20 protein-coding genes are annotated in these 21,553 nt (G+C 71.7%); 15 read left to right on the forward strand and 5 right to left on the reverse strand.

All coding sequences use genetic code 11. The annotated features are described in order from the left end of the window. Window positions 1–24: 24 nt before the first annotated feature. Window positions 25–1,716, reverse strand: coding sequence for a 3-dehydroquinate synthase (gene aroB, locus ACLF3M_RS00305; RefSeq protein ID WP_430654831.1), 1,692 nt, complete (start codon window positions 1,714–1,716; stop codon window positions 25–27). Between the two features lie 70 nt (window positions 1,717–1,786). On the opposite strand from aroB, the gene ACLF3M_RS00310 reads away from it, so the two are divergent. From ACLF3M_RS00310 to ACLF3M_RS00355, 10 genes are all read left to right on the forward strand, one after another. Next, a complete protein-coding gene (locus tag ACLF3M_RS00310) occupies window positions 1,787–1,936 on the forward strand; it encodes a hypothetical protein (RefSeq protein ID WP_430654832.1) in 150 nt (49 codons plus the stop codon). Beyond that, window positions 1,933–2,814: a site-specific tyrosine recombinase XerD gene (locus ACLF3M_RS00315; protein WP_430654833.1), complete on the forward strand. Its 882-nt coding sequence runs from the start codon at window positions 1,933–1,935 to the stop codon at window positions 2,812–2,814. Before ACLF3M_RS00310 ends, ACLF3M_RS00315 begins: the two co-directional genes overlap by 4 nt. Before the next feature lie 183 nt (window positions 2,815–2,997). Continuing rightward, on the forward strand, window positions 2,998–4,422 hold the full coding sequence (locus ACLF3M_RS00320; RefSeq protein WP_430654834.1) for an FAD-binding oxidoreductase: 1,425 nt from the start codon (window positions 2,998–3,000) through the stop codon (window positions 4,420–4,422). A 244-nt stretch (window positions 4,423–4,666) separates the two neighbouring features. Further along, the gene (lptF, locus tag ACLF3M_RS00325; RefSeq protein ID WP_430654835.1) at window positions 4,667–5,794 is read left to right on the forward strand and encodes an LPS export ABC transporter permease LptF; all 1,128 of its coding nucleotides are present in this window, start codon (window positions 4,667–4,669) and stop codon (window positions 5,792–5,794) included. 7 nt (window positions 5,795–5,801) lie between these two features. Further along, a complete protein-coding gene (lptG, locus tag ACLF3M_RS00330) occupies window positions 5,802–6,932 on the forward strand; it encodes an LPS export ABC transporter permease LptG (RefSeq protein ID WP_430654836.1) in 1,131 nt (376 codons plus the stop codon). Window positions 6,933–7,008: 76 nt separating this feature from the next. Then, window positions 7,009–9,201 (forward strand): LPS-assembly protein LptD, encoded by a 2,193-nt coding sequence (locus tag ACLF3M_RS00335; protein ID WP_430654837.1) that lies wholly within the window; start codon window positions 7,009–7,011, stop codon window positions 9,199–9,201. A 70-nt stretch (window positions 9,202–9,271) separates the two neighbouring features. Next, window positions 9,272–10,558 carry a peptidylprolyl isomerase gene (locus ACLF3M_RS00340; protein ID WP_430654838.1) on the forward strand — a complete coding sequence of 429 codons (1,287 nt, stop codon included), beginning with the start codon at window positions 9,272–9,274 and terminating at the stop codon, window positions 10,556–10,558. Between the two features lie 40 nt (window positions 10,559–10,598). Beyond that, window positions 10,599–11,426, forward strand: a complete 828-nt coding sequence (gene rsmA, locus ACLF3M_RS00345) for a 16S rRNA (adenine(1518)-N(6)/adenine(1519)-N(6))-dimethyltransferase RsmA (RefSeq protein WP_430654839.1) — start codon at window positions 10,599–10,601, stop codon at window positions 11,424–11,426. A 14-nt stretch (window positions 11,427–11,440) separates the two neighbouring features. Beyond that, a complete protein-coding gene (locus ACLF3M_RS00350; protein WP_430654840.1) occupies window positions 11,441–12,403 on the forward strand; it encodes a D-2-hydroxyacid dehydrogenase in 963 nt (320 codons plus the stop codon). Window positions 12,404–12,486: 83 nt separating this feature from the next. Then, window positions 12,487–14,169 carry a DUF6311 domain-containing protein gene (locus ACLF3M_RS00355; RefSeq protein ID WP_430654841.1) on the forward strand — a complete coding sequence of 561 codons (1,683 nt, stop codon included), beginning with the start codon at window positions 12,487–12,489 and terminating at the stop codon, window positions 14,167–14,169. Here ACLF3M_RS00355 and ACLF3M_RS00360 read toward each other — a convergent pair. After that, window positions 14,156–14,785, reverse strand: a complete 630-nt coding sequence (locus ACLF3M_RS00360) for an isochorismatase family protein (protein WP_430654842.1) — start codon at window positions 14,783–14,785, stop codon at window positions 14,156–14,158. The genes ACLF3M_RS00355 and ACLF3M_RS00360 overlap by 14 nt on opposite strands. A 129-nt stretch (window positions 14,786–14,914) precedes the next feature. Further along, window positions 14,915–16,114, reverse strand: a complete 1,200-nt coding sequence (locus ACLF3M_RS00365) for an FAD-dependent oxidoreductase (protein WP_430654843.1) — start codon at window positions 16,112–16,114, stop codon at window positions 14,915–14,917. Between the two features lie 77 nt (window positions 16,115–16,191). Here ACLF3M_RS00365 and ACLF3M_RS00370 point away from each other — a divergent pair, with 77 nt between their 5' ends. Continuing rightward, window positions 16,192–17,007: a S49 family peptidase gene (locus ACLF3M_RS00370; RefSeq protein ID WP_430654844.1), complete on the forward strand. Its 816-nt coding sequence runs from the start codon at window positions 16,192–16,194 to the stop codon at window positions 17,005–17,007. 1 nt (window position 17,008) lies between these two features. Here ACLF3M_RS00370 and ACLF3M_RS00375 read toward each other — a convergent pair whose 3' ends face one another. Next, a complete protein-coding gene (locus ACLF3M_RS00375; protein ID WP_430654845.1) occupies window positions 17,009–17,284 on the reverse strand; it encodes a cupin domain-containing protein in 276 nt (91 codons plus the stop codon). 11 nt (window positions 17,285–17,295) lie between these two features. After that, on the reverse strand, window positions 17,296–17,715 hold the full coding sequence (locus ACLF3M_RS00380; protein ID WP_430654846.1) for a ketosteroid isomerase-related protein: 420 nt from the start codon (window positions 17,713–17,715) through the stop codon (window positions 17,296–17,298). Between the two features lie 101 nt (window positions 17,716–17,816). On the opposite strand from ACLF3M_RS00380, the gene ACLF3M_RS00385 reads away from it, so the two are divergent. The 4 genes from ACLF3M_RS00385 to glyS are packed head-to-tail and all read left to right on the forward strand — an operon-like array spanning window position 17,817 to window position 21,485. After that, window positions 17,817–18,683, forward strand: coding sequence for a glycine--tRNA ligase subunit alpha (locus ACLF3M_RS00385; protein ID WP_430654847.1), 867 nt, complete (start codon window positions 17,817–17,819; stop codon window positions 18,681–18,683). 58 nt (window positions 18,684–18,741) lie between these two features. Next, window positions 18,742–18,993 carry a type II toxin-antitoxin system VapB family antitoxin gene (locus tag ACLF3M_RS00390; RefSeq protein WP_430654848.1) on the forward strand — a complete coding sequence of 84 codons (252 nt, stop codon included), beginning with the start codon at window positions 18,742–18,744 and terminating at the stop codon, window positions 18,991–18,993. Beyond that, window positions 18,990–19,379, forward strand: coding sequence for a type II toxin-antitoxin system VapC family toxin (locus ACLF3M_RS00395; RefSeq protein WP_430654849.1), 390 nt, complete (start codon window positions 18,990–18,992; stop codon window positions 19,377–19,379). Before ACLF3M_RS00390 ends, ACLF3M_RS00395 begins: the two co-directional genes overlap by 4 nt. A gap of 3 nt (window positions 19,380–19,382) precedes the next feature. Further along, a complete protein-coding gene (gene glyS, locus ACLF3M_RS00400) occupies window positions 19,383–21,485 on the forward strand; it encodes a glycine--tRNA ligase subunit beta (RefSeq protein WP_430654850.1) in 2,103 nt (700 codons plus the stop codon). Window positions 21,486–21,553 lie beyond the last annotated feature (68 nt).

Consider the following 21,553-nt stretch of genomic DNA (forward strand, 5'->3'; position numbering starts at 1 on the left):
GCGCGGTGGCCCGCGCCGACGCGATCAGGCCGAGCAACCCTCGTCGCGCAGCAGGCGGTCCACCTGCTCGGGCGGGACGTCGCCCGCGGTGAAGCAGGCACCGGGGGCCTTCAGCAGCACGAAGCGCAGCGCCCCGTCGCGCGCCTTCTTGTCCTTGCGCATGCGCTGGACCAGCCGCTCGGCCGAGGGCACCCGCGGCAGGTCGCCGATGCGCGCCGGCAGCCCCACCGCCTGCAGGTGGGAGATCACCCGCGTCGGCCATTCCTGCGAGCAGTACCCCAGCCTGGCCGATAGCGAGGCCGCCAGGCCGAGGCCGACCGCGACCGCCTCTCCGTGCAGCAGCGCGCCATAGCCGAACTCCGCTTCCAGCGCGTGGCCGAAGGTGTGGCCGAGATTGAGCAGCGCGCGGCCGCCCTCCTCGCTCTCCTCGCGCTCGTCGGCCGCGACGACGGCGGATTTCAGCCTGCAGGATTCCAACACCGCATGCGCCAGCGCCTGCGGGTCGCCGGCGACGGCGCGCGCGCCTGCGCCCTCGCACCACTCCCAGAATTCCTCGCCGGCGATGAGCCCGTGCTTGGCGACCTCCGCCCAGCCCGCGCGCAGCTCCCGCGGCGGCAGGGTCGCGAGCGCCGTCGTATCGGCCAGCACGATGCGCGGCTGGTGGAAGGCGCCGACCAGGTTCTTGCCGAGCGCGAGGTTGATCCCGGTCTTCCCGCCAACGCTGCTGTCGACCTGGGCCAGCAGCGTGGTGGGGATCTGCACGAAGGGCAGGCCGCGCAGCGCAGAGGCCGCGGCGAAGCCCGCGAGGTCGCCGACCACGCCGCCGCCGAGCGCCACAACCGCTGTCCGCCGGTCCGCCCCCGCGCCCAGCATCGCCTCGAGCGCGCGTTGCAGTTCCGCGAAGCACTTCGTCTGTTCGCCCGGCGGGACGATGTGCTCCGCCACCACGCCGAAACCGGCCTGGCCCAGCCCGGCCCGCAGCGCGGGCAGGTGGATCGCGGCGACGGTCTCGTCGGAGATCACCGCGACGCGCCGCGCCGGCAGCACGGGGGCCAGCAGCGCGCCGGCGCGGGACAGCAGCGACTCGCCGACCACGATGTCATAGGCGCGCTCGCCGAGGCCCACCGCCAGGCGCCGGGGCTCGCGATGCGCCTCCAGCGCCTCCTGCACGCGGCGCGTCGTGATCTCCGGCGGCTCGTCCGTGCAGTCCACGATGATATCGGCCTCGGCGAACAGCGGGTGGCGGGTCGCGGTCAGCCGCTCCAGCACCTCCTTCGGGTCGGCGTTGAGGAACATCGGGCGGTGCTCGCGCCCCGCCACGCGGCGCAGCAGCGTCGGCATGCCGCAGCGCAGCCAGACCGAGAGCGCGCCGGAGCCGCGGATGGCGGCCCGCGTGCGGGTGTCGGCGAAGGCGCCGCCGCCGGTGGCCAGCACGAGAGGCGGGCCGGCCAGCAGGCGCTGGATCACCCGGCGCTCGCCGTCGCGGAAATGCGGCTCCCCGTAGCGGCTGAAGATCTCCGTGATGGGCAGGCCGGCCGCGGCCTCGATCTCGGCGTCGGCATCGGCGAAGGGCAGGCCGAGCCGGCCGGCGAGCCGCCGACCGATGGAGGATTTGCCGGAGCCCGGCATGCCGACGAGCACCACCGCGCGCCCCAGGGGGCGGTCATGCGGGGGCGCGGCGTCGGGGCGTTCGGACGACGGAGCCGGATCGGCCATCAGGGCAGTGTTGCGTGACACGATGGCGAAGGCTAGCACAGCGCCGGCCGCCCGAGGATCCGCCCCGCCGATGTTCCGCAACCCCGTCCTGCTGCTGGTCGCCGTCGTGGCGGGGGTGATCGTGCTCGGCCTGCTGGCGCTCGGCGCCTTCCCGCCCTCGGTGACGCCGCAGGCGACCGAGCGGGCGATCCCGGCGGAGCGCTTCGCGCCGCGCAATTGAGCGACCGCCACGTCGATTCCTTCCTCGAGATGCTGGCGGCCGAGCGCGGCGCGGCGCGCAATACGCTGGCCGCCTACCAGGCGGACCTCGAGGATTTCGCGGTGCATGCGCGGATGCGCGGCCTGGGTCCGGCCGAGGCGGGGCCGGAGATCGTGCGGTCCTATCTGCACGGGCTGTCGGCCGGCGGGCTGTCGGCGCGGACCGCGGCGCGGCGCCTGTCGGCGATGCGCCAGTTCTTCCGCTTCCTCGCGCGGGAGGGGGTGCGGCCGGACGACCCGACGGAACTCACGGAAAGCCCCCGCCTGCCGGCCTCCCTCCCCAAGGCCTTGTCGGAGCCCGAGGTCGAGCAGCTGATCGCCGGCGCGGCCACCCTGCCGGGAAAGCGCGGGCCGCTCGCGGTGGCGCTGGTGGAGCTTCTGTATGTGAGCGGCCTGCGCGTCAGCGAGCTGGTCTCGCTGCCGGCCGGAGCGCTGCGGGCCGACGCGCCGCTGGTCGCGGTGATGGGCAAGGGGTCGAAGGAGCGGCTGGTCCCGATCTCGTCCCGGGCGCGGGAGGCCGCGCTGGCGGCGCGGGGGACGCCGGCGAAGCCCTCGCGCTGGCTGTTCCCGTCCCGGGCGGCGGGCGGGCACATCACGCGCCAGGCGGTGGGCGTGGTGCTGAAGGACGCTGCGATCGCGGCGGGGCTCGACCCCGATCGGGTCAGCCCGCATGTCCTGCGGCACTCCTTTGCGACGCATCTGCTGGGGCGGGGCGCGGATCTGCGGAGCCTGCAGATGCTGCTGGGGCATGCCGACATCGCGACGACGCAGATCTACACCAAGGTGCTGGAGGAGCGGCTGCGCAAGCTGGTGGAGGCGCATCACCCGCTGGCGGGGTGACCGAATAGCCCTCTCCCCCGCTCATGGGGGAGAGGGTTGGGTGAGGGGGAAGCGCAGGACGGGTCACGCGTTCCTGTTCGTCGTCGCCCCCCTCACCCTGCCCTCTCTCCCCTGCGGGCGGAGAGGGTTCCAATGCCTTCCCGCCCTCCCCCCTTTCCCTCGCCCGGGCTATACGACCCCGTCATGCCCGACGCCTTGCCCTCCGACCTGCTCGACCGGCTTTCCGCGCTGCTCGGCCCGCGCGGCCTGCTGACGGACCCCGCCGATATCGCCCCGCACCTCGTGGACTGGCGCAACCTCTTCCAGGGCTCGAGCCCGGCCGTCGTCCGCCCCGCCTCGACCGCAGAGGTCGCCGGCGTGGTGCGTCTCTGCGCCGAGGCCGGCGTGCCGGTAGTCCCCCAGGGCGGCAACACCTCCATGGTCGCCGGCGCCACGCCCGATGAATCCGGCCGGGCCGTCGTTGTCGCGCTGACGCGCATGAACCGCCTCCGCGACCTCGACGTGACCGACATGACCATGACGGCCGACGCGGGGCTCGTGCTGAAGGCCGCGCAGGACGCGGCCGAGCAGGCCGGCGCTCTCTTCCCGCTGTCGCTGGGCGCCGAGGGCACGGCGACGATCGGCGGCGTGCTCTCCACCAATGCCGGCGGCAACACCACGGTGCGCTACGGCAACGCGCGCGAATTGATGCTCGGGCTCGAGGTGGTGCTGCCCGACGGGTCCGTCTGGAACGGGCTCAGGCGGCTGCGCAAGGACAACACGGGCTATGCGCTGCGGCATCTATTCGTCGGCGCGGAGGGAACGCTCGGCATCGTCACGGCCGCCGTGCTGCGGCTGTTCCCGCGCCCGCGCGACACGGCGCTCGCCTTCTGCGCGGTGGCGGACGAGGACGCGGCGCTCGCGCTGTTCCGGCGCTTCCGCGACCGCGACGAGAGCGCGGTGCGCGCCTTCGAGTACATGTCCGGCCAGGGCGTGGATTTCGCGGTGCGCCACATCGAGGGCGTGACCCTGCCCCTGTCCGAGCGCGCGGACCACTACGTCCTCGTGGACCTCGCCTCGCCCCGCGGGGATGCGGGGCTGCGCGGGATGGCGGAGTCCGTGCTGGAGGAAGCACTGGAAGCGAGCGAGGTGCTGGACGCCACCATCGCGGACTCCGACGCCGCCGCGAAGAAGCTCTGGCGCATCCGCGAGGAACACCCGGAGGCGCAGAAGCGCGAGGGCGCCAGCGTGAAGAACGACGTCTCGGTCCCTGTGTCCAAGGTGCCGGAGATGATCCGCCGCTGCTCGGCCGCGCTGCAGGCGCTGATCCCCGGCAGCCGTCCCGTGCCCTTTGGCCATATCGGCGACGGCAACATCCACATGAACCTCGAGCAGCCCGAGGGGATGGATCCCGCCGAATTCCTCGCGCGCAGCCACGACATCATGGATTGCGTGAACGCGGTGGTCCGCGACCTCGACGGCAGCTTCAGCGCGGAGCATGGCATCGGGCGGCTGAAGACCGACATGATGGCGGAGTGGCGCGGCGGCGCGGAGCTTGCGGCGATGCGCGCGATCAAGGCGGCGCTCGATCCGAAGGGCCTGATGAATCCGGGCAAGGTGCTGCCCTGAGCGCGCTCCCGTCGCGTCCGGAACGCACTCTCCCCGCTAATTTCAAACCCTCTCCCCCCGGAGGGGGGGCCGACGCACTGCGTCGGCGCCGGAGAGGTCGGCTTCAGCCGACAACGCGGAGGCTAGGGATGGGTGAGGGGGGGGCGCGCAGCGCTCGATGCGGGCGTGTGCCGCGCATTCTGCACGCCCCCCCCACCCTGACCCTCCCGCCCCTGCGGGTGGAGAGGGAAGAGGGGCGCGCACCATGACGCGCATCGATCGCTACATCCTGCGCCAATTGGCCGGCGGCCTGCTCGCCGTCACCGCGGGCCTGGCCGCGCTGGTCTGGCTCACGCAGTCGCTCCGCTTCATCGAGCTCGTGCTGGACCGCGGCCTGTCCTTCCTTGTGTTCCTCGAGCTCACCAGCCTGATGCTGCCGGGCTTCGTCGCGGTGATCCTGCCGATCACGACCTTCGTCGTCGTGCTCTTCATCTACGTCCGCATGAACTCCGACCGCGAGCTCGTCGTGATGCGCGCGACCGGCCTCTCCCCCGCGCGGCTCGCCAGGCCGGGGATCATGATCGCGCTCGTCGCCGTCGGCGTCGGCTACTTCCTCAACCTCTGGCTCGTGCCGCTGTCGCACGGCGCCTTCCGGCTCTGGCAGTTCGAGATCCGCAACCAGATGGCCGCGATCCTGCTGCAGGAAGGCGTCTTCTCCTCCGTCGGCAGCGACCTCACGGTCTATGCCCGCGCGCGCGACCGCGACGGCACGCTGCGCGGCATCCTGGTGCACGACACCCGCGAATCCGGCGGCCCCGTCACCATCATCGCGGAGAGCGGGCGCATCACCTCCACGCCGCAGGGGCCGCGCGTCGTGCTCCTTAACGGCACGCGCCAGCAGCTGGAACGCCCGCCCGGCCAGCCGCCACGCCTGAATGTGCTGAGCTTCGCGGAGAACAGCGTGGACCTCGCCCGCGCCACCCGGCAGGAGGAAGTGCGCTCGCGCGATTCGCGGGAACGCAGCATCCCCGAGCTGCTGGATCCCGACCCCGAGGAAGGGCTCCGCCCGCGCGAGATCGCGCGCTTCTACGGCGAGGCGCATCAGCGCATGACCGCGCCGCTCACCGCGCTGACTTATGCGCTGGTCGGGCTCGCGGTCGCGCTGACCGGCCAGTTTCGCCGGCATGGCGGTGGCCTCCGGCTCGCGACCGGGATCGGGATCACGGTCGGGCTGCTGGCGCTCGGGCTGACCACCGGCAACCTTGCCACGCGCGACAACGACTTCGTGTGGCTGATCTGGTTGCATGCCATCGCGCCCGGCGTGGTTGCCTTCTGGTGGATGGTCGGCGCGCCGGGCCTGCCGCGGCCGCGGCCGAGGCCGGCATCGGCATGAGGCGGCGATGACGCTGACGCCCACGCTGACGCTCTATGTCGCGCGCGGCTTCCTCGCCGCGACGATGATCATGCTGGCGGCGCTGACCGGCCTCGTCGCGCTGTTCGACTTCCTGGAACTGCTGCGCCGCGCGGCGAGCCGGCCGGATGTCGGCTTCGACATCCCCGCCACCATCGCGGCACTCCGCCTGCCCTTCGTCTCACTGCAGATCCTGCCCTTCTCCATCCTGCTCGGCGGCATCGTCGCGTTCTGGCGGCTGACGCGGTCGTCGGAGCTGATCGTGGCGCGCGCGGCCGGCGTCTCGGCCTGGGGGTTCCTGACCGGGCCCTGCGCGGTGGCGATGCTGATCGGCATCATCGCGGTGACCGGCGTCTCGCCGCTGTCGTCCATGATGCTGGCGCGCGCCGAGCGGCTGGATCAGACATTCCTGCGCACCGGCGGCGGGCTGTCCTCGCTGGCCGGCGGGCGGCTCTGGCTGCGCCAGGCCGACCACGAGCTCGACCCGCAGGGCGTCGCGGTGCTCGCCGGTCGTCCCGCCGCCGCGCGCGACCGCGACCCGCGCCGCCTGCCGCGGTTCGAGCTGCAGGATGCCACGGTCTGGCGCTTGTCCGGCGCCGACACCGCGCTCGCGCGGATCGAGGCGCCGCGCGCCCGGCTCGAGGACGGGAGATGGGTGCTGGACGACGCGGTCGCCTTCGGCGCGGACCGCCGCCCCGCGCCGCCACGGCAGATCCTGCTGCCGACCGAGCTCACGCCCGGGCGCATCGAGGACAGCTTCGCCTCGCCCGAGACGCTGGGCTTCTGGTCCCTGCCTGGCTTCATCGCGGTGCTGGAGGAAGCCGGCTTCTCCGCCGTGCGCCACCGCATCCAGTTCCAGTCCCTGCTGGCGCTCCCGGTCCTCGCCCTCGCGATGTCGCTGCTGGCCGCGGGCTTCTCCATGCGGCATAACCGCCGGGGGGGCGTGGCGCAGATGATCGCGGCGGGGGTCGCGGCGGGCTTCGCGCTCTTCGTGGTGGACCGGGTGGCCGACGAATTCGGCGAGGCGGGGTCGCTGCCGGTGGTGCTGGCGGCCTGGGCGCCAACTGTCGCGGGGCTGCTGCTGGCGCTGGCGTTGCTGCTGCATCTCGAGGACGGGTGACGCCCGTGGACGTGAGTTGCGACGCGCGTTGCGCCGTGCAGGGGTAAGGGGGAGAGTGGATGGGGATGCAGGCCTGATGCGCGTGGTCCTGTCCCGCATCCTGCCGCTGCTGTGCGTGCTGCTGGCGGCCGCGCCGGCTATGGCGCAGTCCGGCCTGCCGGGCTTCGGCGGCCCATCGTCCAACGAGCCCGTCACCTTCACCGCCGAGGATGTCAGCTACGACCAGAACACCGGCGTCGTGACCGCGTCGGGCCGCGTCGAGGCCTGGCAGGGCATGCGCGTGCTGCGCGCCGACCGCTTCACCTACAACCGCGAGACCGGCGTCGCGACCGCCGACGGCAACGTCGTGATGATCGAGCCCGATGGCAGCGTGCTCTTCGCCGAGCGCGCGGAGCTGTCGGGCGGCATGCGCGATGCGACGCTGGAAGGGCTGCGCGGACTGCTCGCGTCGAACGCCCGCGTCGCTGCGGCGGGCGGGCGGCGCACCGACGGGCGGATCACCGACCTCTCCCGCGTGGTCTATTCGCCCTGCAACACCTGCCCCGAGGACCCCGACCGACCGCCGCTCTGGCAGCTGCGCGCGCGCATCGCGAGCCTGCATGCCGACGAGCAGCGCGTGCGCTACCGCGACGCCGCGCTGGAATTCGGCGGCCTGCCGCTGCTCTGGACGCCCTATCTCAGCCATGCCGCGCCGGGCGCGCCGCGCGTCTCGGGCTTCCTCTCGCCGAGCTTCGGCCTGACCAAGCTGCTCGGCGCCTTCTGGTCGCAGCCCTATTACTGGGCGATCGACGACAGCTCCGACGCGCTGCTGCACGCGCAGATCGGCACGAGCGAATCGGGCAATCTCGGCCTGACCTACCGCCGGCGCTTCAATTCGGGCGCGCTGTCGCTGGACGGGTCCTTCGGCTATCTCGGCTCCTCCGACGCCAAGACCGACGGCAACCAGGGCTGGGGCTACCACTTCTTCTCCAACAGCCTCTTCGCGCTGGACGAGAACTGGCGGACGGGCCTGGCGATCAACCGCGCCTCCTCGCGCGACTACCTCCGCGCCTTCCGCTACAACGCGCCGCAGACCCTGACCTCCACCGGCTTCGTCGAGGGCTTCTGGGGCGGGCAGGGCTATGCGCGGCTCGACTCGCGCCTCTACCAGAACGTGCTGAACACCACCGGCACGTCGAACATTCCCTTCGTGCTGCCCTATGGCTATGCCGAATGGGCCTTCCGGCCCGACAGCTGGGGCGGGCAGCTCACCCTGGACAGCCAGGCCTATTCGCTGTTCCGCCGGGAAGGCACGGATTCCCGCCGCATCGCCACGCGGGCGAGCTACGAGCTCCCGCTCTACGGCCGCTTCGGCGAGGTCTACACCATCAGGGGCCGCGCCGACCTTCTCGCGGGGTCGAGCGAGAACCTGAACCAGGCGCCCTTCTTCAGCCCCGACACCGGCGGCGGCTGGACCATGGGCAATGCCCGCGCCGCGCTCGATGTGCGCTGGCCGCTGATGCGCCCGGCCGGCGAGTGGGGCAGCCACATCCTGGAGCCCCGGGTGCAGTTCGTCACCGGCCCGGCCATGGGCACCCAAGCGAACATCCCGGCCGAGGACAGCCTGAACTTCGACTTCACTGACGCCAACCTCTTCGAGCTCAACCGCTTCGCCGGCCGCGACCGCCAGGAAGGCGGCACGCGCATGGACGCCGCGCTCCGCGGCGCCTGGCTGTTCCCGAATGGCGGCCAGCTCGAGGGGCTGTTCGGCCAGTCCTGGCGGACCTCGGTCCAGGACCAGTTCCCCGTCAATTCCGGCCTGCAGGGCAAGACGAGCGACTATGTCGGCCGCGTGCGGCTGGCGCCGGTGCCGTGGTTCGAGGTGCTCGGCCGCGCCCGGCTCGACAACGAAAGCTGGCAGCCGCAGCTCTGGGACCTGTCGTCCACGCTGTTCGGCACGGGCTATTCGGTCACCGCCGGCTACCTCTTCGCCCCGGCCGCGGCGAACAACAGCTATCCCCAGCGCAACGAGATCGGGCTCGGCGGCAGCCTGCGCATCAACGAGAACTGGCGGATCGGCGGCTTCGGCCGCTACGACATCCAGGCCGGCACCCCGGCCAGCGCCTTCGCCTCCCTGGTCTACGAGGACGAGTGCCTGGTCTTCGAGGCGCGCTACCGCCGCAGCTGGGCGGAGGACCCCAGCACCAACCAGCCCTATGCCGGCGGGACGATCCTGCTGCTGCGGGTGACGCTGAAGACGATCGGCGATTTCGGCATCCGCGCCCTGTAGGATGGCGGGGCTTCGGTTCCGGGCCGGGGCGCCCCTTCCCTCCGGGCCGGGCTCCGCCTAACAAATGGCCATGCGCCTCCTCGCCCGCGCCCTGGCCGTGCTCGCCTTCCTCATCGCCCTCGCCCTGCCTGGCGGGCAAGGCGCCTTGGCGCAGACCAACCGCATTGTCGCGGTGGTCAATGGCGACGTCGTCACCCTCGCCGACATCGAGGGCCGCCGGCGGCTCTTCGCGATCAATGCCGGCCTGCCGGCCTCGCCCGAGATCCTCAACCGCCTGACCCCGCAGGTCACGCGGCTGCTGATCGACGAGAAGCTGCGTCTGCAGGAGGTCCAGCGCCGGCGCCTCGTCGTCACCGACACCGACATCGCCGAGGCGATCCAGCAGATCGAGAGCCGCAACAACATGGGCCAGGGCGGCCTGGTCGCGCAGCTCCGCCGCGCGGGGGTGGAGCCGCGCGTGCTGTACGACCAGCTCCGCGTGCAGATCGGCTGGTCGAGGCTGGTCCGCGCCCTGCTCGGCAACCAGGCCAACCCCAGCGAAGCCGAGATCAACGAATACCTGCAGACCCAGCGCGCCCGCACCGGCCAGCCGGAATTCCTGGTTTCCGAGATCTTCATCCCCGTGGACAACCCCGCCGACGAGCCGGAGGTCCGCCGCTTCGTCGAGGACGTCGTCAGCCAGCTCCGCCAGGGCGTCCCCTTCCCCGTGGCCGCGACGCAGTTCAGCCAGTCGCAGACCGCGCTGTCCGGCGGCGACCTCGGCTGGGTCGGGCCGGAGGCGCTGGCGCCCGAGGTCGGGCGCGTCGTCACCCAGATGCCGCCCGGCGCGATCAGCGGCGCCATCCGCGTCCCCGGCGGCTTCCAGATCGTGGCGCTGCGCCAGCGGCGCGAGGTCGGTCGCGACCTCGCGACCTTCGTCACGCTGCGCCAGATCTTCTTCCCCTTCTCGACGCCGCTGAACCCGACGCAGCCGACGGCGCAGCAGGTCCAGCAGGTGGAGCGCGCGCGCGCCGTTGCGGCTTCCGTGCGCAGCTGCGCGCAGATGGAGGCGAATGCGCGGGCCGGCGGCAGCGACCGCCCCGCCGATCCCGGCGGCGAGCTGCGGCTGGAAAGCATGAACCCGCCGCCGCTGCGCGAGCTCGTCGCCACCCAGCCGCTCAACACGTCGAGCGAGCCGATTGTCGCCCCCGACGGCGTCGCGCTGATCATGGTCTGCTCGCGGGAGCGCCGGAACGAGGCCGAGATCACCCCGGCCATCGCGCGAAACGCCATCATCCGCGACCGCGCCGAGCTGCTATCGCGCCAGACCCAGCGCGAGCTGCGCCGCCGCGCCCAGATCCAGATGAGGAACAGTTGAGCGCTTCGGCGCGCCGCGCCGCTGGCGCGGCGTCCGCGAGGTGACCGACCCTCTCCCGTCGCTGCGCGACACCGTCGCGCGGCATGGGCTGGATGCGCGGAAGTCGCTCGGCCAGCATTTCCTGCTCGATCCCGCGCTCTGCAAGCGCATCGCCGCCGCGGCCGGGCCGATGGAGGGGCGGCACGTGCTGGAGGTCGGCCCCGGGCCCGGCGGGCTGACCCGCGCGCTGCTGGCGACGCCGGCCGAGCAGGTGCTGGCTGTCGAGCTGGACCGCCGTGCGGTCGCCGCGCTGGCCGAACTCGCCGCCATCCATCCGGGCCGGCTGACCGTACGGGAGGAGGACGCGCTGCGCGTGGACCCCGCCGACGCGCTCCCCGCGCCGCGCAAGGTGGTGGCGAACCTGCCCTACAACGTCGCGACGCCCCTGCTGGTGGGATGGCTGCGCGGCGCGGCGGCGCTGGAGTCGATGACGCTGATGTTCCAGCAGGAGGTGGCCGAGCGCATCACGGCTGCGCCGGACACGGAGATGTACGGGCGACTCGGCGTGCTGGCGCAGTGGCGCTGCCGCTGCACGCTGCTGCTGACCCTGCCGCCCGGCGCCTTCTCCCCGCCGCCCAAGGTCTGGTCCGCCGTGGTCGGCCTAGTGCCGCACGAGCAGGATCCCGGCGCGGCGCTGTTCGCGACGATGGAGCGGCTGACCGCGGCGGCCTTCGGCCAGCGGCGCAAGATGCTGCGCGGTGCACTGAAGTCCCTGGGAGACGCGGAAGGGCTTCTCGCGGCGGCGGGGATTGACGGCGCGCGCCGGGCGGAGACGCTGTCCATCGCTGAATTCGACCGCCTCGCTCGCGCGCTGCTCGCGCGCGGCTGACACGGAGCCTGCCCATGCTGCCCGAACGCCCGACCCTGCTTTTCGCCCACGTCGCCTACCGCTTCGCCGAGCGCTACGCCGCGCGCGGCGGCAGCCTGCCGGTGCTGGAGGCCCGCAGCCCCGAGGAGATGGAGGCGAAGCTGCCGGAGGCCGACGTCCTGCTGGTCTCTGGCCTGTGGCGCAACCACTTCGCTGTGCCGGGCGCGCGGCTGCGCTTCATCCAGTCCATCAGCGCGGGCGTGGACCAGTACGACAAGGCCGCGCTGGCCGCCGCCGGAATCCGCCTGGCCTCGGCGCAGGGCGCCAACGCGAATGCCGTCAGCGAGCACGCGATTGCGCTGATCCTGGCGCTGGCCCGCCGCATCCCCGAGGCCCGCGACAACCAGGCGCGCCGGCACTGGCGCGGCATGATCGGCGATCTGACGCGTCGCGAGGACGAGCTCGGCGGCAAGACGCTGCTGGTGGTCGGAATCGGGCGGATCGGCGGACGGCTCGCGCGGCTGGCCAAGGCCTTCGGCATGAAGGTCGTCGGCCTGCGCCGGGATCCCGCAAAGGGCGCCGAGGGCGCCGACGAGATCCATCCGATGTCGGCGCTGAGGCAGCATCTGCCGCGCGCGGATTACGTCGCGCTGACCTGCGCCCTGACCGAGGAGACGCGCGGCCTGATGGACGAGGCCGCCTTCGCCGCGATGAAGCCGGGCGCCGCGCTGGTCAACGTCGCGCGCGGGCGCGTCTGCGACGAGGCCGCGCTGATCGCCGCCCTGCAATCCGGCCAGGTCGGCCAGGCCGGCATCGACGTCACGGCCGAGGAGCCGCTGAAGCCGGAAAGCCCGCTCTGGACCATGCCGAACGTGCTGGTCACGCCGCACACCGGCGGCGAGACACGGTCATACGAGGACAACGTGCTGGATCTGATGGAGGAGAACCTGGCGAGACTCCGCCGCGGCGAGACGGCGCTGTTCAACCAGGTCGTGTGAGGGCGGTTCCGCCGCCCCCACCCCATCCCTCCCCCGCAAGCGGGGGAGGGAGCCGCCCTCCCCCGCGTGCGGGGGAGGGTTGGGTGGGGGCGGCGCTGTCCTCCAGCCTCTACGCCCTCCTCGCCGCCCTGATCGGCGCCGCCGTCATCGCCTGGACCTTCGGCCTCCACGTCCTCCCGCCGTCCCACACGGGCTGGATGCTCACCGGCACGATCGGCCCCGATCCCGTGCAGTACTGGCTGGGCTACACCTTCTTCAAGCGCGCGCCCTGGACCTGGCCGCCGGGGCTGAACCCCGATTGGGGGCTCGAGATCGGCTCCTCCGTCTTCTATTCCGATTCGATCCCGCTGCTCGCCCTCGCCTTCAAGGCGCTGCACTCCGTTCTCGAGGTCTCGCAATACTGGGGGATGTGGCTCTTCGCCTGCGGCGCGCTGCAGGCCTTCATGGCGTGGAAAATCATCGGGCTGGCGACGCCGCATCCGCTGCCGCGCCTCGCCGGCGCCGCGCTGTTCGCGCTGTCGCCGACCATGCTGAACCGCCTCGGCGGGCATTTCGCGCTCGGGGCGCATTTCCTGCTGCTGATCGCGCTGTATCTGTGCCTGACGCGCGCGCGGCCCGCGGTGCGCCTGCTGCAATGGGCGGGGCTTATCCTGCTGGCCTCGCTGATCCATTCCTACCTCTTGCCGATGGTCGCGGGGTTCTGGGGCGCAGACTGGCTGGCGCGGCTTGTTCGACCCTCTCCCCCCTCAGGGGGGAGAGGGATGGGTGAGGGGGGCGCGCCAGCATCCCGCAAGCTCCTGGCCGTCGAACTCCTCGCCGCCCCCGGCGCCGGCGTGTTCGGCCTCTGGCTCGCCGGCTTCTTCGTGCTGTCCGGCGGCTTCGGCGGGACCTGGGGCGGCTACGGGCGGATGCAGCTCGACCTGCTCGCACCTTTCGACCCCTCGCCCTGGGGCGCCTTCCTGCCGGACCTGCCGGAGCCCGACCATCTCGAGACCGGGCATTCCTATGCCGGGCTCGGCGGGCTGCTCGCCGTGGCGATCGCGGGCCTCGCCTGGCTGCGCCGGCCCTGGCCCTGGCTGCGCGCCTGGTGGCCGCTGCTGCTTGCCGTCCTCGGGATGCTCGCGCTCGCGATCAGCAACCGCGTGTCCATCGGCGGGCAGGCCTTCGTGCTGTTCGACATCCCAGAGCGCGTGCTGCGCATCCTCGATGCGCTGCGGGCGTCGGAGCGCTTCCTCTGGCCCTTCGCCTACACGCTGCTGGCGGCGTCCGTCTTCGCCATCATCCGCGCCTTCGGGCCGAAGCGCGCGGGCGTGATCCTGGCGGTGCTGGTCGTGGTGCAGGTCCTGGACATGCGGCCTGGCTTCGCGCGGCTCGATCGCTACTTCCCCGTCGGCCCCGCGGTGGCGCCGCTGCGGCTGCAGGATCCGTTCTGGCAAGAGGCCGCGCAGCGCTACCGGCGCGTGCGCCTGGCGCCGACGGGCATGCAGGCCCGGCACTGGGAGGAGATCGCGGTCTATGCCGCGACGCTGGGTCTGACGACGGACGCGGTCTATCTCGCGCGGCTCGATCCCGCGAAGGTCGAGGCGCTGAACGCCCGCGTGCTGGCCGAGCTTGCCGAGGGCCACTACGAGCCCGGCACCTTCTATGCGATCGGCGATGCGCGCACGCTTGAGGCGGCGTTGCAGGGCGCCGATCCCGCGCGCGACCTCATCGCGCGCCGCGATGGTATCTGGGTGCTGGCGCCGGGGTGGCTTAGCCCGCAGTAATCACGGCCTCGATCTCAGCGCGCGTCATGAGGTCGGCGTATTTCTGGCCCATGTCGAAGAGGTTCGCCTCATGCGGGGCCAGCGCACGGTCGCCGACGCAATCCGTCGCGACGATGGTGCGGAAATTGTGCTGCATCGCGTCCACCACGGTCGCGCGCACGCAGCCCGAGGTCGTGCAGCCCGCGACGACGACGGTGTCCGCGCGCTTCTGCGTCAGCCACATCGCGAGGTTGGTGGCGAAGAAGCCGGAAGCGCCCTGCTTTCGCACGATGTGCTCGCCCGCAACCGGCGTCAGCGCCGGCACGATCTGCGACAGCGGCGAGACCTCGGTCAGCTTCAGCAGGCTCGGCGCCTTCAGCGTGAAGACGCCGGCATCCGACGCGTCGTCGGCATAGACCACGCGGGTATGCGCGACCGGCCAGCCCCTGGCGCGGGCGAAGGCGAGCAGCTCGATGGTCTGCCCGATCGCCGGGCCGATGTTGCCGCCGCCGAAATGCGTGGGATCGGCGAAGCCGTTGACGAAATCCACGATGACCAGCGCAGGCCGATCGCCCATGCCAGCGCGGTTGCCCATGCCCTGGCGGTGGTAGATGTCGGCTTCGGGGTGTCCGGACATTTTTCGAGCCCTCAAACGGCGGGCGCGCGCTCCGCGCGCTTGCCTTACGCGCCTACGCGCTGTTGCACCTGGCGGCAAGCGGCCGCTGCGCGCGGGCCGGCTTTGCCGGCCGGCCCGAATAGTCCGGGGTCAGGCGACCTGCTCCAGGTCGCGCAGCGACTGGATCATCGCGCTGCGCAGCAGATACGCATGGTGCTTCACGGGATCCGCCACGATTGCGCGGAGCTCGTCGTGATGCGCCTTGCGCACCGCCGGGTCGCGCTGGTTCAGCAGCTGCCGGTTCCGCAGCGCCTGCTGCTGCACGACGTCGAGCGCCACCTTCCGCCGCTGGCGCGAATAGCGCTCCATCAGCGAGGGGTCCGCGCCGCGCCAGACCTGCGTCAGCTTCTTCGCCAGGTTGAAGGCGTCGTGCACGCCGCCATTCATCCCCATCCCGCCCAGCGGGTTGTTGATGTGCGCGGCATCGCCGGCGAGGAAGACGCGGCCCTTCGCGTAGGTCTCCGCCACGCGCTCATGCACGCGATAGGCCGTGCGGTGGCGTACCTCGTAACGGCGGGGATTCGCCCAGACGCCCTGCATGCGCTGCTCGATCCGGTCGGGCGCGAGCATCCGCGATTCGTCGGCCGCCTCCTCCGGCGCCGTCGGCAGCAGCACGCGCCACAGCCCCGCGGCCTGCAGCAGCACGTACCATTCCTCGGGGTCGGAGATGTAGGCGATGTTGGCGAGCTCCGGGATGTGGTCCTCGAAGCGGAAGGTCGTGGAAAGCGTGAGGTAGGTCTCCGGGATCGTCATGCCCTCGAAGGCGATGCCAAGGGAGCGCCGAACCGCGCTCCGCGCGCCGTCCGCGCCGATGAGATACGCGCCCCGCAGCTTCTCCGTGCTGCCGTCCGGCCGCTCGATCGTCAGCGTGACGCCGTCCGCATCCTGCGCGACCTCGGTCGCCTTGGCGTCGTAGACGAAGGTGACGTCCGGGTTCTCTGCCAGGATGTCGCGCAGCATGCGCGTCAGCCGCCACTGCTCGCATTGCAGGCGGTAGGGATGCGCGGTGTCGTCCTTCAGCCGCGCCATCTCGAAGGTGGCGATCGGGCCCGTCGCGCGGTCGCGGAACTGCCAGGTCGGGCAGATCAGCCCCTGTTCGATCAGCCGGTCCACCACGCCGGGGAAGCGGCCGAGCATGTCGAGCGTCGGCGGGTGGAAGGTGGAGGCGCGGAGGTCGTCCGGCAGGTCGCGCTCCTGCTCCACGATGGTGACGGGAATGCCCTCGCCGGCGAGGTAGGCGGCCGAGACCAGGCCCGCCGGACCGGCACCGGCGACGATGACGCGCTGCATGCTCTTCCTCCGATGCGCGGAGAATGGGCCTGCCGGCGCGACTTGCCCAGGGAGGCCGCGGCAGCATCTATGAAGGGATGAAGCTCCCCTTCCTGTCGCGCCCACCCGTCGTTGCGGTGCTGCGCCTCACTGGCTTGATCGCGGCGCGCGGCGGCGGGCCGCTGGCCGCGCCCGGCATCTCCGCCCAGGGCATGGCCCCGCTGATCGAGCGGGCCTTCTCGCTGAAGCGCTTGGCCGGCGTGGTGCTGCTGATCAACTCGCCGGGCGGATCGCCCGTGCAGTCCAGCCTGGTGGCGCAGCGCATCCGCCGCCTGGCGGACGAGAAGAAGGTGCCGGTGATCGCCTGCGTCGAGGACGCCGCGGCCTCGGGCGGCTACTGGCTGGCCTGCGCGGCGGACGAGATCGTGGCCGACCCCGCCTCCATCCTCGGCTCCATCGGCGTGATCAGCGCGGGCTTCGGGCTGTCGGACGCGCTGGCGCGGGTGGGCGTGGAGCGGCGGTTGCATACCGCGGGGACGGAGAAGAGCTTCCTCGATCCCTTCCGTCCCGAGCGGCCCGAGGATCTGATGCGGCTGGAAGGGCTGCTGGCGGCGTTGCACGAGACCTTCAAGGCTTGGGTCCGCACGCGCCGGGCAGGCAGGCTGAAGGGCGACGAATCAGAACTCTTCACCGGCCGCTTCTGGACCGGCAGGCAGGCCGTCGAACTCGGCCTGGCCGACCGCCTCGGCGAGGTGTCGTCCGAGATCAAGGCGCGCTTCGGCGAGAAGGCGCGGCAGGCCGTGATCGGCGCCCGCCGCCCGCCCTGGCCGCTGCGCCTGCTGCCGGGCCTGTCGGCCGACGCCATCCTGGCGGCGGCCGAGGAACGCGCGGCCTGGGCGCGGCTGGGCCTGTAGGTCAGCCTGGAGCCCGGCGCCCGACCAGATAGGTCGCGCCGGCCGGCCCGAAGGCCTCGGCATGCCGGATGTTCGCCGCCAGTTCGAAGCTCTCCCCGGGGCCGTAGCGCCTTGTCTCGCCCTGGCAGGTCAGGATGAACTCGCCGTCCAGGATCAGCAGGCGGGCATCGAAGGGATGGCTGTGCTCCGGCACCGCCTGGCCGGCCTCCATCCGCCGGTCCAGCGCCGCGGCGAAGCCGTCGCGGGCCAGCCCCGCCTCCCAATCCGTGCGATCCATGACGTCCTCCCTCATGCCGAGACCTGCCGGATCCAGTCCTGCAGGTTGTAATAGGTTGTGATGCGCGCGATCCGGCCATCACGGATCGCCAGGAATGCCCCTGCCGGCAGGCGATAGGCCTGGCCGCGCGCCGCGGGCAGGCCAGGTTCGGTGCGCAGGTACCGGCCCGCCACCACGAATTCCGCCGCGGCCCGGGTGCCGGAGGCGTCGGCCATGACCACAACCTCCTCCAGCCGCTCCTCATAGGCCGCGTCCATCTGGGCCATGAAGGCCCGGAAGGCCGCCAGGCCCGTCCGGCGCCCGCCCTGGTTCACGTCATGGGCCAGATCCTCGGCCAGCAGAGCGCACATCGCGGCACGGTCGCCGGCATTGAACGCCTCGTAATAGGCGCGGACCACGGCTTCGGCGGCAGCGCGGGGGTCGGCGGTCATGTCGTTCCTGTCATGGGTGGTCCGAGGCGGCCGGAGTTGGCCGCCGGGCGCGGCTGGTCTATTGCGACGCGGCGCGACGCCCCCGCAAGAGCGCAGGAGCCATGCCCGACCGCCCCCCCTCCTTCCAGGAGATCATCCTGCGCCTGCATCGCTTCTGGAGCGAGCAGGGCTGCCTGATCCTCCAGCCCTACGACATGGAGGTGGGCGCGGGCACGTTCCACCCCGCGACGACGCTGCGCGCATTGGGCCCGAAGCCGTGGTCGGCCGCCTATGTCCAGCCCAGCCGCCGGCCGGCGGACGGCCGCTATGGCGAGAACCCGAACCGGCTGCAGCACTACTATCAGTACCAGGTCATCCTGAAGCCGAGCCCGCCCGACCCGCAGACGCTGTTGATCGAGAGCTACCGGGCGCTCGGCATCGACCCGATGCTGCACGACATCCGCTTCGTCGAGGACGACTGGGAAAGCCCGACGCTCGGCGCCTGGGGCCTGGGCTGGGAGGTCTGGTGCGACGGGATGGAGGTGACGCAGTTCACCTATTTCCAGCAGGTCGGCGGCATCCCGTGCGAGGTTCCTTCCTGCGAGCTCACCTACGGGCTCGAGCGCTTGGCGATGTACATCCAGGGCGTCGAGAACGTGTACGACCTCGATTTCAACGGACGCGGCGTGACCTATGGCGAGGTCTTCAAGCGCGCCGAGATCGAGTACAGCGCCCATAACTTCGAGTTCGCCGACACCGCGATGCTGTTCCAGCACTTCGCGGATGCCGAGCGCGAATGCGCGCAGCTCGTGGACCGCGGCCTGGCGCTGCCGGCCTATGACCAGTGCATCAAGGCGTCGCACCGCTTCAACCTGCTCGACGCCCGCGGCGCGATCAGCGTGGCGGAACGGCAGGCCTATATCGGCCGGGTGCGCGCCCTGGCGAAGCGGTGCTGCGAGGCCTGGATCGCGGGGGAGAAAGCGGCGTGAGCTTGCCGCTGCGCGTCCTTTCTACCATATGGAGCACGTCTTCTACCGGAGGCGCGCCATGGGCCAGCTGAACATCAAGAGCGACAGAGCCGAGGAGCTCGTCTCCCGCCTTGCCGCCCTCACGGGCGAGAGCAAGACGCAGGTCGTGATCACGGCGCTCGAGGAGAAGCTGTCGCGCATGGAGGCGGAGCGCCGCGCCAAGATCGAGGCGCTGAAGGCGCTCGGCGAGCGCGTGCGGGCGTCCACGCCGCCCCATCTGCGCACCAGCGACCACGCCGACCTCTACGACGAACGCGGCCTGCCGAAGTGATCGTCGACACCTCTGCCATCTGCGCCATCCTGTTCGCCGAAAAGGAGGAGGACCTCTTTCTCGACCGGATGGTCGATGCGCCGAAGGTGCGCATCTCGGCCGCCACGTTGGTCGAGGCGACGATGGTGGTCGAAGGCCGCAGCGGTCCCGACACGACGGACGTGATCGACACGTTGCTGGCCCAGGTCGGCGCCGAGATCTGCCCGATCACGCCGGAGACCGCCCGCATCGCCCGCGACGGCTGGCGCCGCTTCGGCAAGGGGCGGCACAAGGCCGCGCTCAATCTCGGCGACTGCTTCGCCTATGCGCTCGCGATCGAGAGGGACGAGCCGCTGCTGTTCAAGGGCGAGGACTTCGCCGCGACCAATGTGAAGAGGGCGCTGTAGCGCATGCCCGAACTCCTACTCGAGCTCTTCAGTGAGGAGATCCCCGCGCGGATGCAGGCGCGTGGGGCGGAGGACCTGTCGCGGGCTGTCGCTACCGCTTTGACGCCGGTCATCGAAGGCGCGCCGAAGCCCTTCCACGGCCCCCGCCGCATCGGCCTGGTCGCGACGCTGCGCGAGGCCGTGACGACCGAGGGCAAGGAGGAACGCGGCCCGCGCGTGGGCGCGCCCGACGCCGCGATCGCCGGCTTCCTCAGGAAGCATGGCGCGGCGAAGGAGCAGCTGGTCGAGCGCGGCGGCTTCTGGGTGCTCGACAAGCCCGGCGAGAGCGTCACCGCGCGCGACCTGATCGCCCGCGCGATGCCCGGCGTGATCCGCGGCTTCACCTGGCCGAAATCGATGCGCTGGGGCACAAGCGACTTCACCTGGGTGCGGCCGCTGCAGCGAATCCTGTGTTTGCTGGACGGCGACGTCGTGCGCTTCGACCTGCGGGCCGGCGACGATGACGCACACGGCCTGCACAGCGCCAACCTCACCGAGGGCCACCGCGTCATGGCGCCGGGCGAGGTCGCGGTCTTCTCCTTCGCGAGCTTCGAGGCTGAGCTGCGCCACCGGCGCGTCATCCTCGACGCCGCGGAGCGCATGACGATCATCGAGGAAGGCCTCAACGCGCTCGCCACCGCGAACGGCGTGCAGGTCGTGCCCGACCGCGGCCTGCTGGAGGAAGTCGCGGGCCTGGTGGAATGGCCGGTGCCGCTGCTCGGCCGCATCGACGACGCCTTCATGGACCTGCCGCCGGAACTGATGCGCACGACGATGCGCGTGAACCAGCGCTACTTCGCGATGGTGACGCCGGATGGCAGCGCCGCGCCGGTCTTCGGCGTGGTCGCCAACATCGCCGCGATCGACGGCGGCAGGGCGCTGGTCGCGGGCAACGAGCGCGTGCTGCGCGCACGGCTGTCCGACGCGCGCTTCTTCTGGGACCAGGACCGCAAGCAGAAGCTCGAGGACTTCCTGCCGAAGCTGTCGAACGCGGTGTTCCACGCCAAGCTCGGCACGCAGGAACAGCGCGTCATGCGCCTGGTGCGGCTGGCTGGGCACCTGGCGCCGCTGGTCGGCGCCGACCGCGCGCTAGCGGAACGCGCGGCGCTGCTCTGCAAGGCGGACCTGGCGAGCGGGATGGTCGGCGAATTCCCGGAGCTGCAGGGCGTGATGGGCCGCTACTACGCACGCCACGCCGGCGAGGATCCGCGAGTCGCGGAGGCAATCGGGTTGCATTACCGGCCACTCGGCCCCGGCGATGCCGTACCATCTGAGCCAACCGCTATCACTGTAGCGCTTGCGGACAAGCTGGATACGCTGAACGGATTCTTCGCCGTTGACGAGCGGCCAACGGGCAGCGGCGACCCGTTCGCTCTCCGGCGCGCAGCTCTGGGCCTCTTCCGGATCGTTAAGGACAACAGCCTGCGCTTCTCGTTGGGCGACGTCTCCGTCGTAGCGCTCGAGCCGATCCTGGCGCATCTGCGGCAGACGGACCCGAAGAACCCGTCGTTCAGTGAGGAGTACGCAGGTCATTTGGCGGGAGGTGTTGCCGAATTCATCGTGGATCGAGTTCGGGTTCAGCTTCGGTCGGAAGGGACGCGGCACGACGTCATCACAGCCGCTTTTTTCGGAGGCACCGCGACTGATGACGACTTGGTGCGCCTCCTCGCCCGCGCCGATGCGCTGAAGGCGCTGGTCGAATCCGACACCGGCGCCAACCTCCTCGCCGCCTACAAGCGCGCGGCCAACATCCTCCGCATTGAGGAAAAGAAGGACGGCCCGCACGCCGGCCTGGTGGACGCCACGCTGCTGACCGCGCCGGAGGAGCAGGCGCTCGCCGCCGCGCTCGACGCCGCCGAGCCCGCCTCGCGCGACGCGCTGGCGCGCGAGGACTTCACGGCGGCGATGGCCGCGCTCGCGGAATTGCGCGCGCCGCTCGACGCCTTCTTCGACCGCGTGACCGTGAACGACCCGGATGCGAAACTCCGCGCCAACCGGCTACGCTTGCTCACCCGCCTGCGCGCGGCAATGGACGCCGTCGCGGATTTCTCGAAGATCGAGGGCTGACAGCCCCCGGTTGGCCCCCTCCCAACCCCTCCCCCGCGACAGCGGGTGAGGGAGTTTCGTGTCAGGAG

It is taken from the genome of Falsiroseomonas sp. HW251 (genome assembly GCF_050563545.1).
In the GTDB taxonomy this organism is placed as follows: domain Bacteria; phylum Pseudomonadota; class Alphaproteobacteria; order Acetobacterales; family Acetobacteraceae; genus Falsiroseomonas.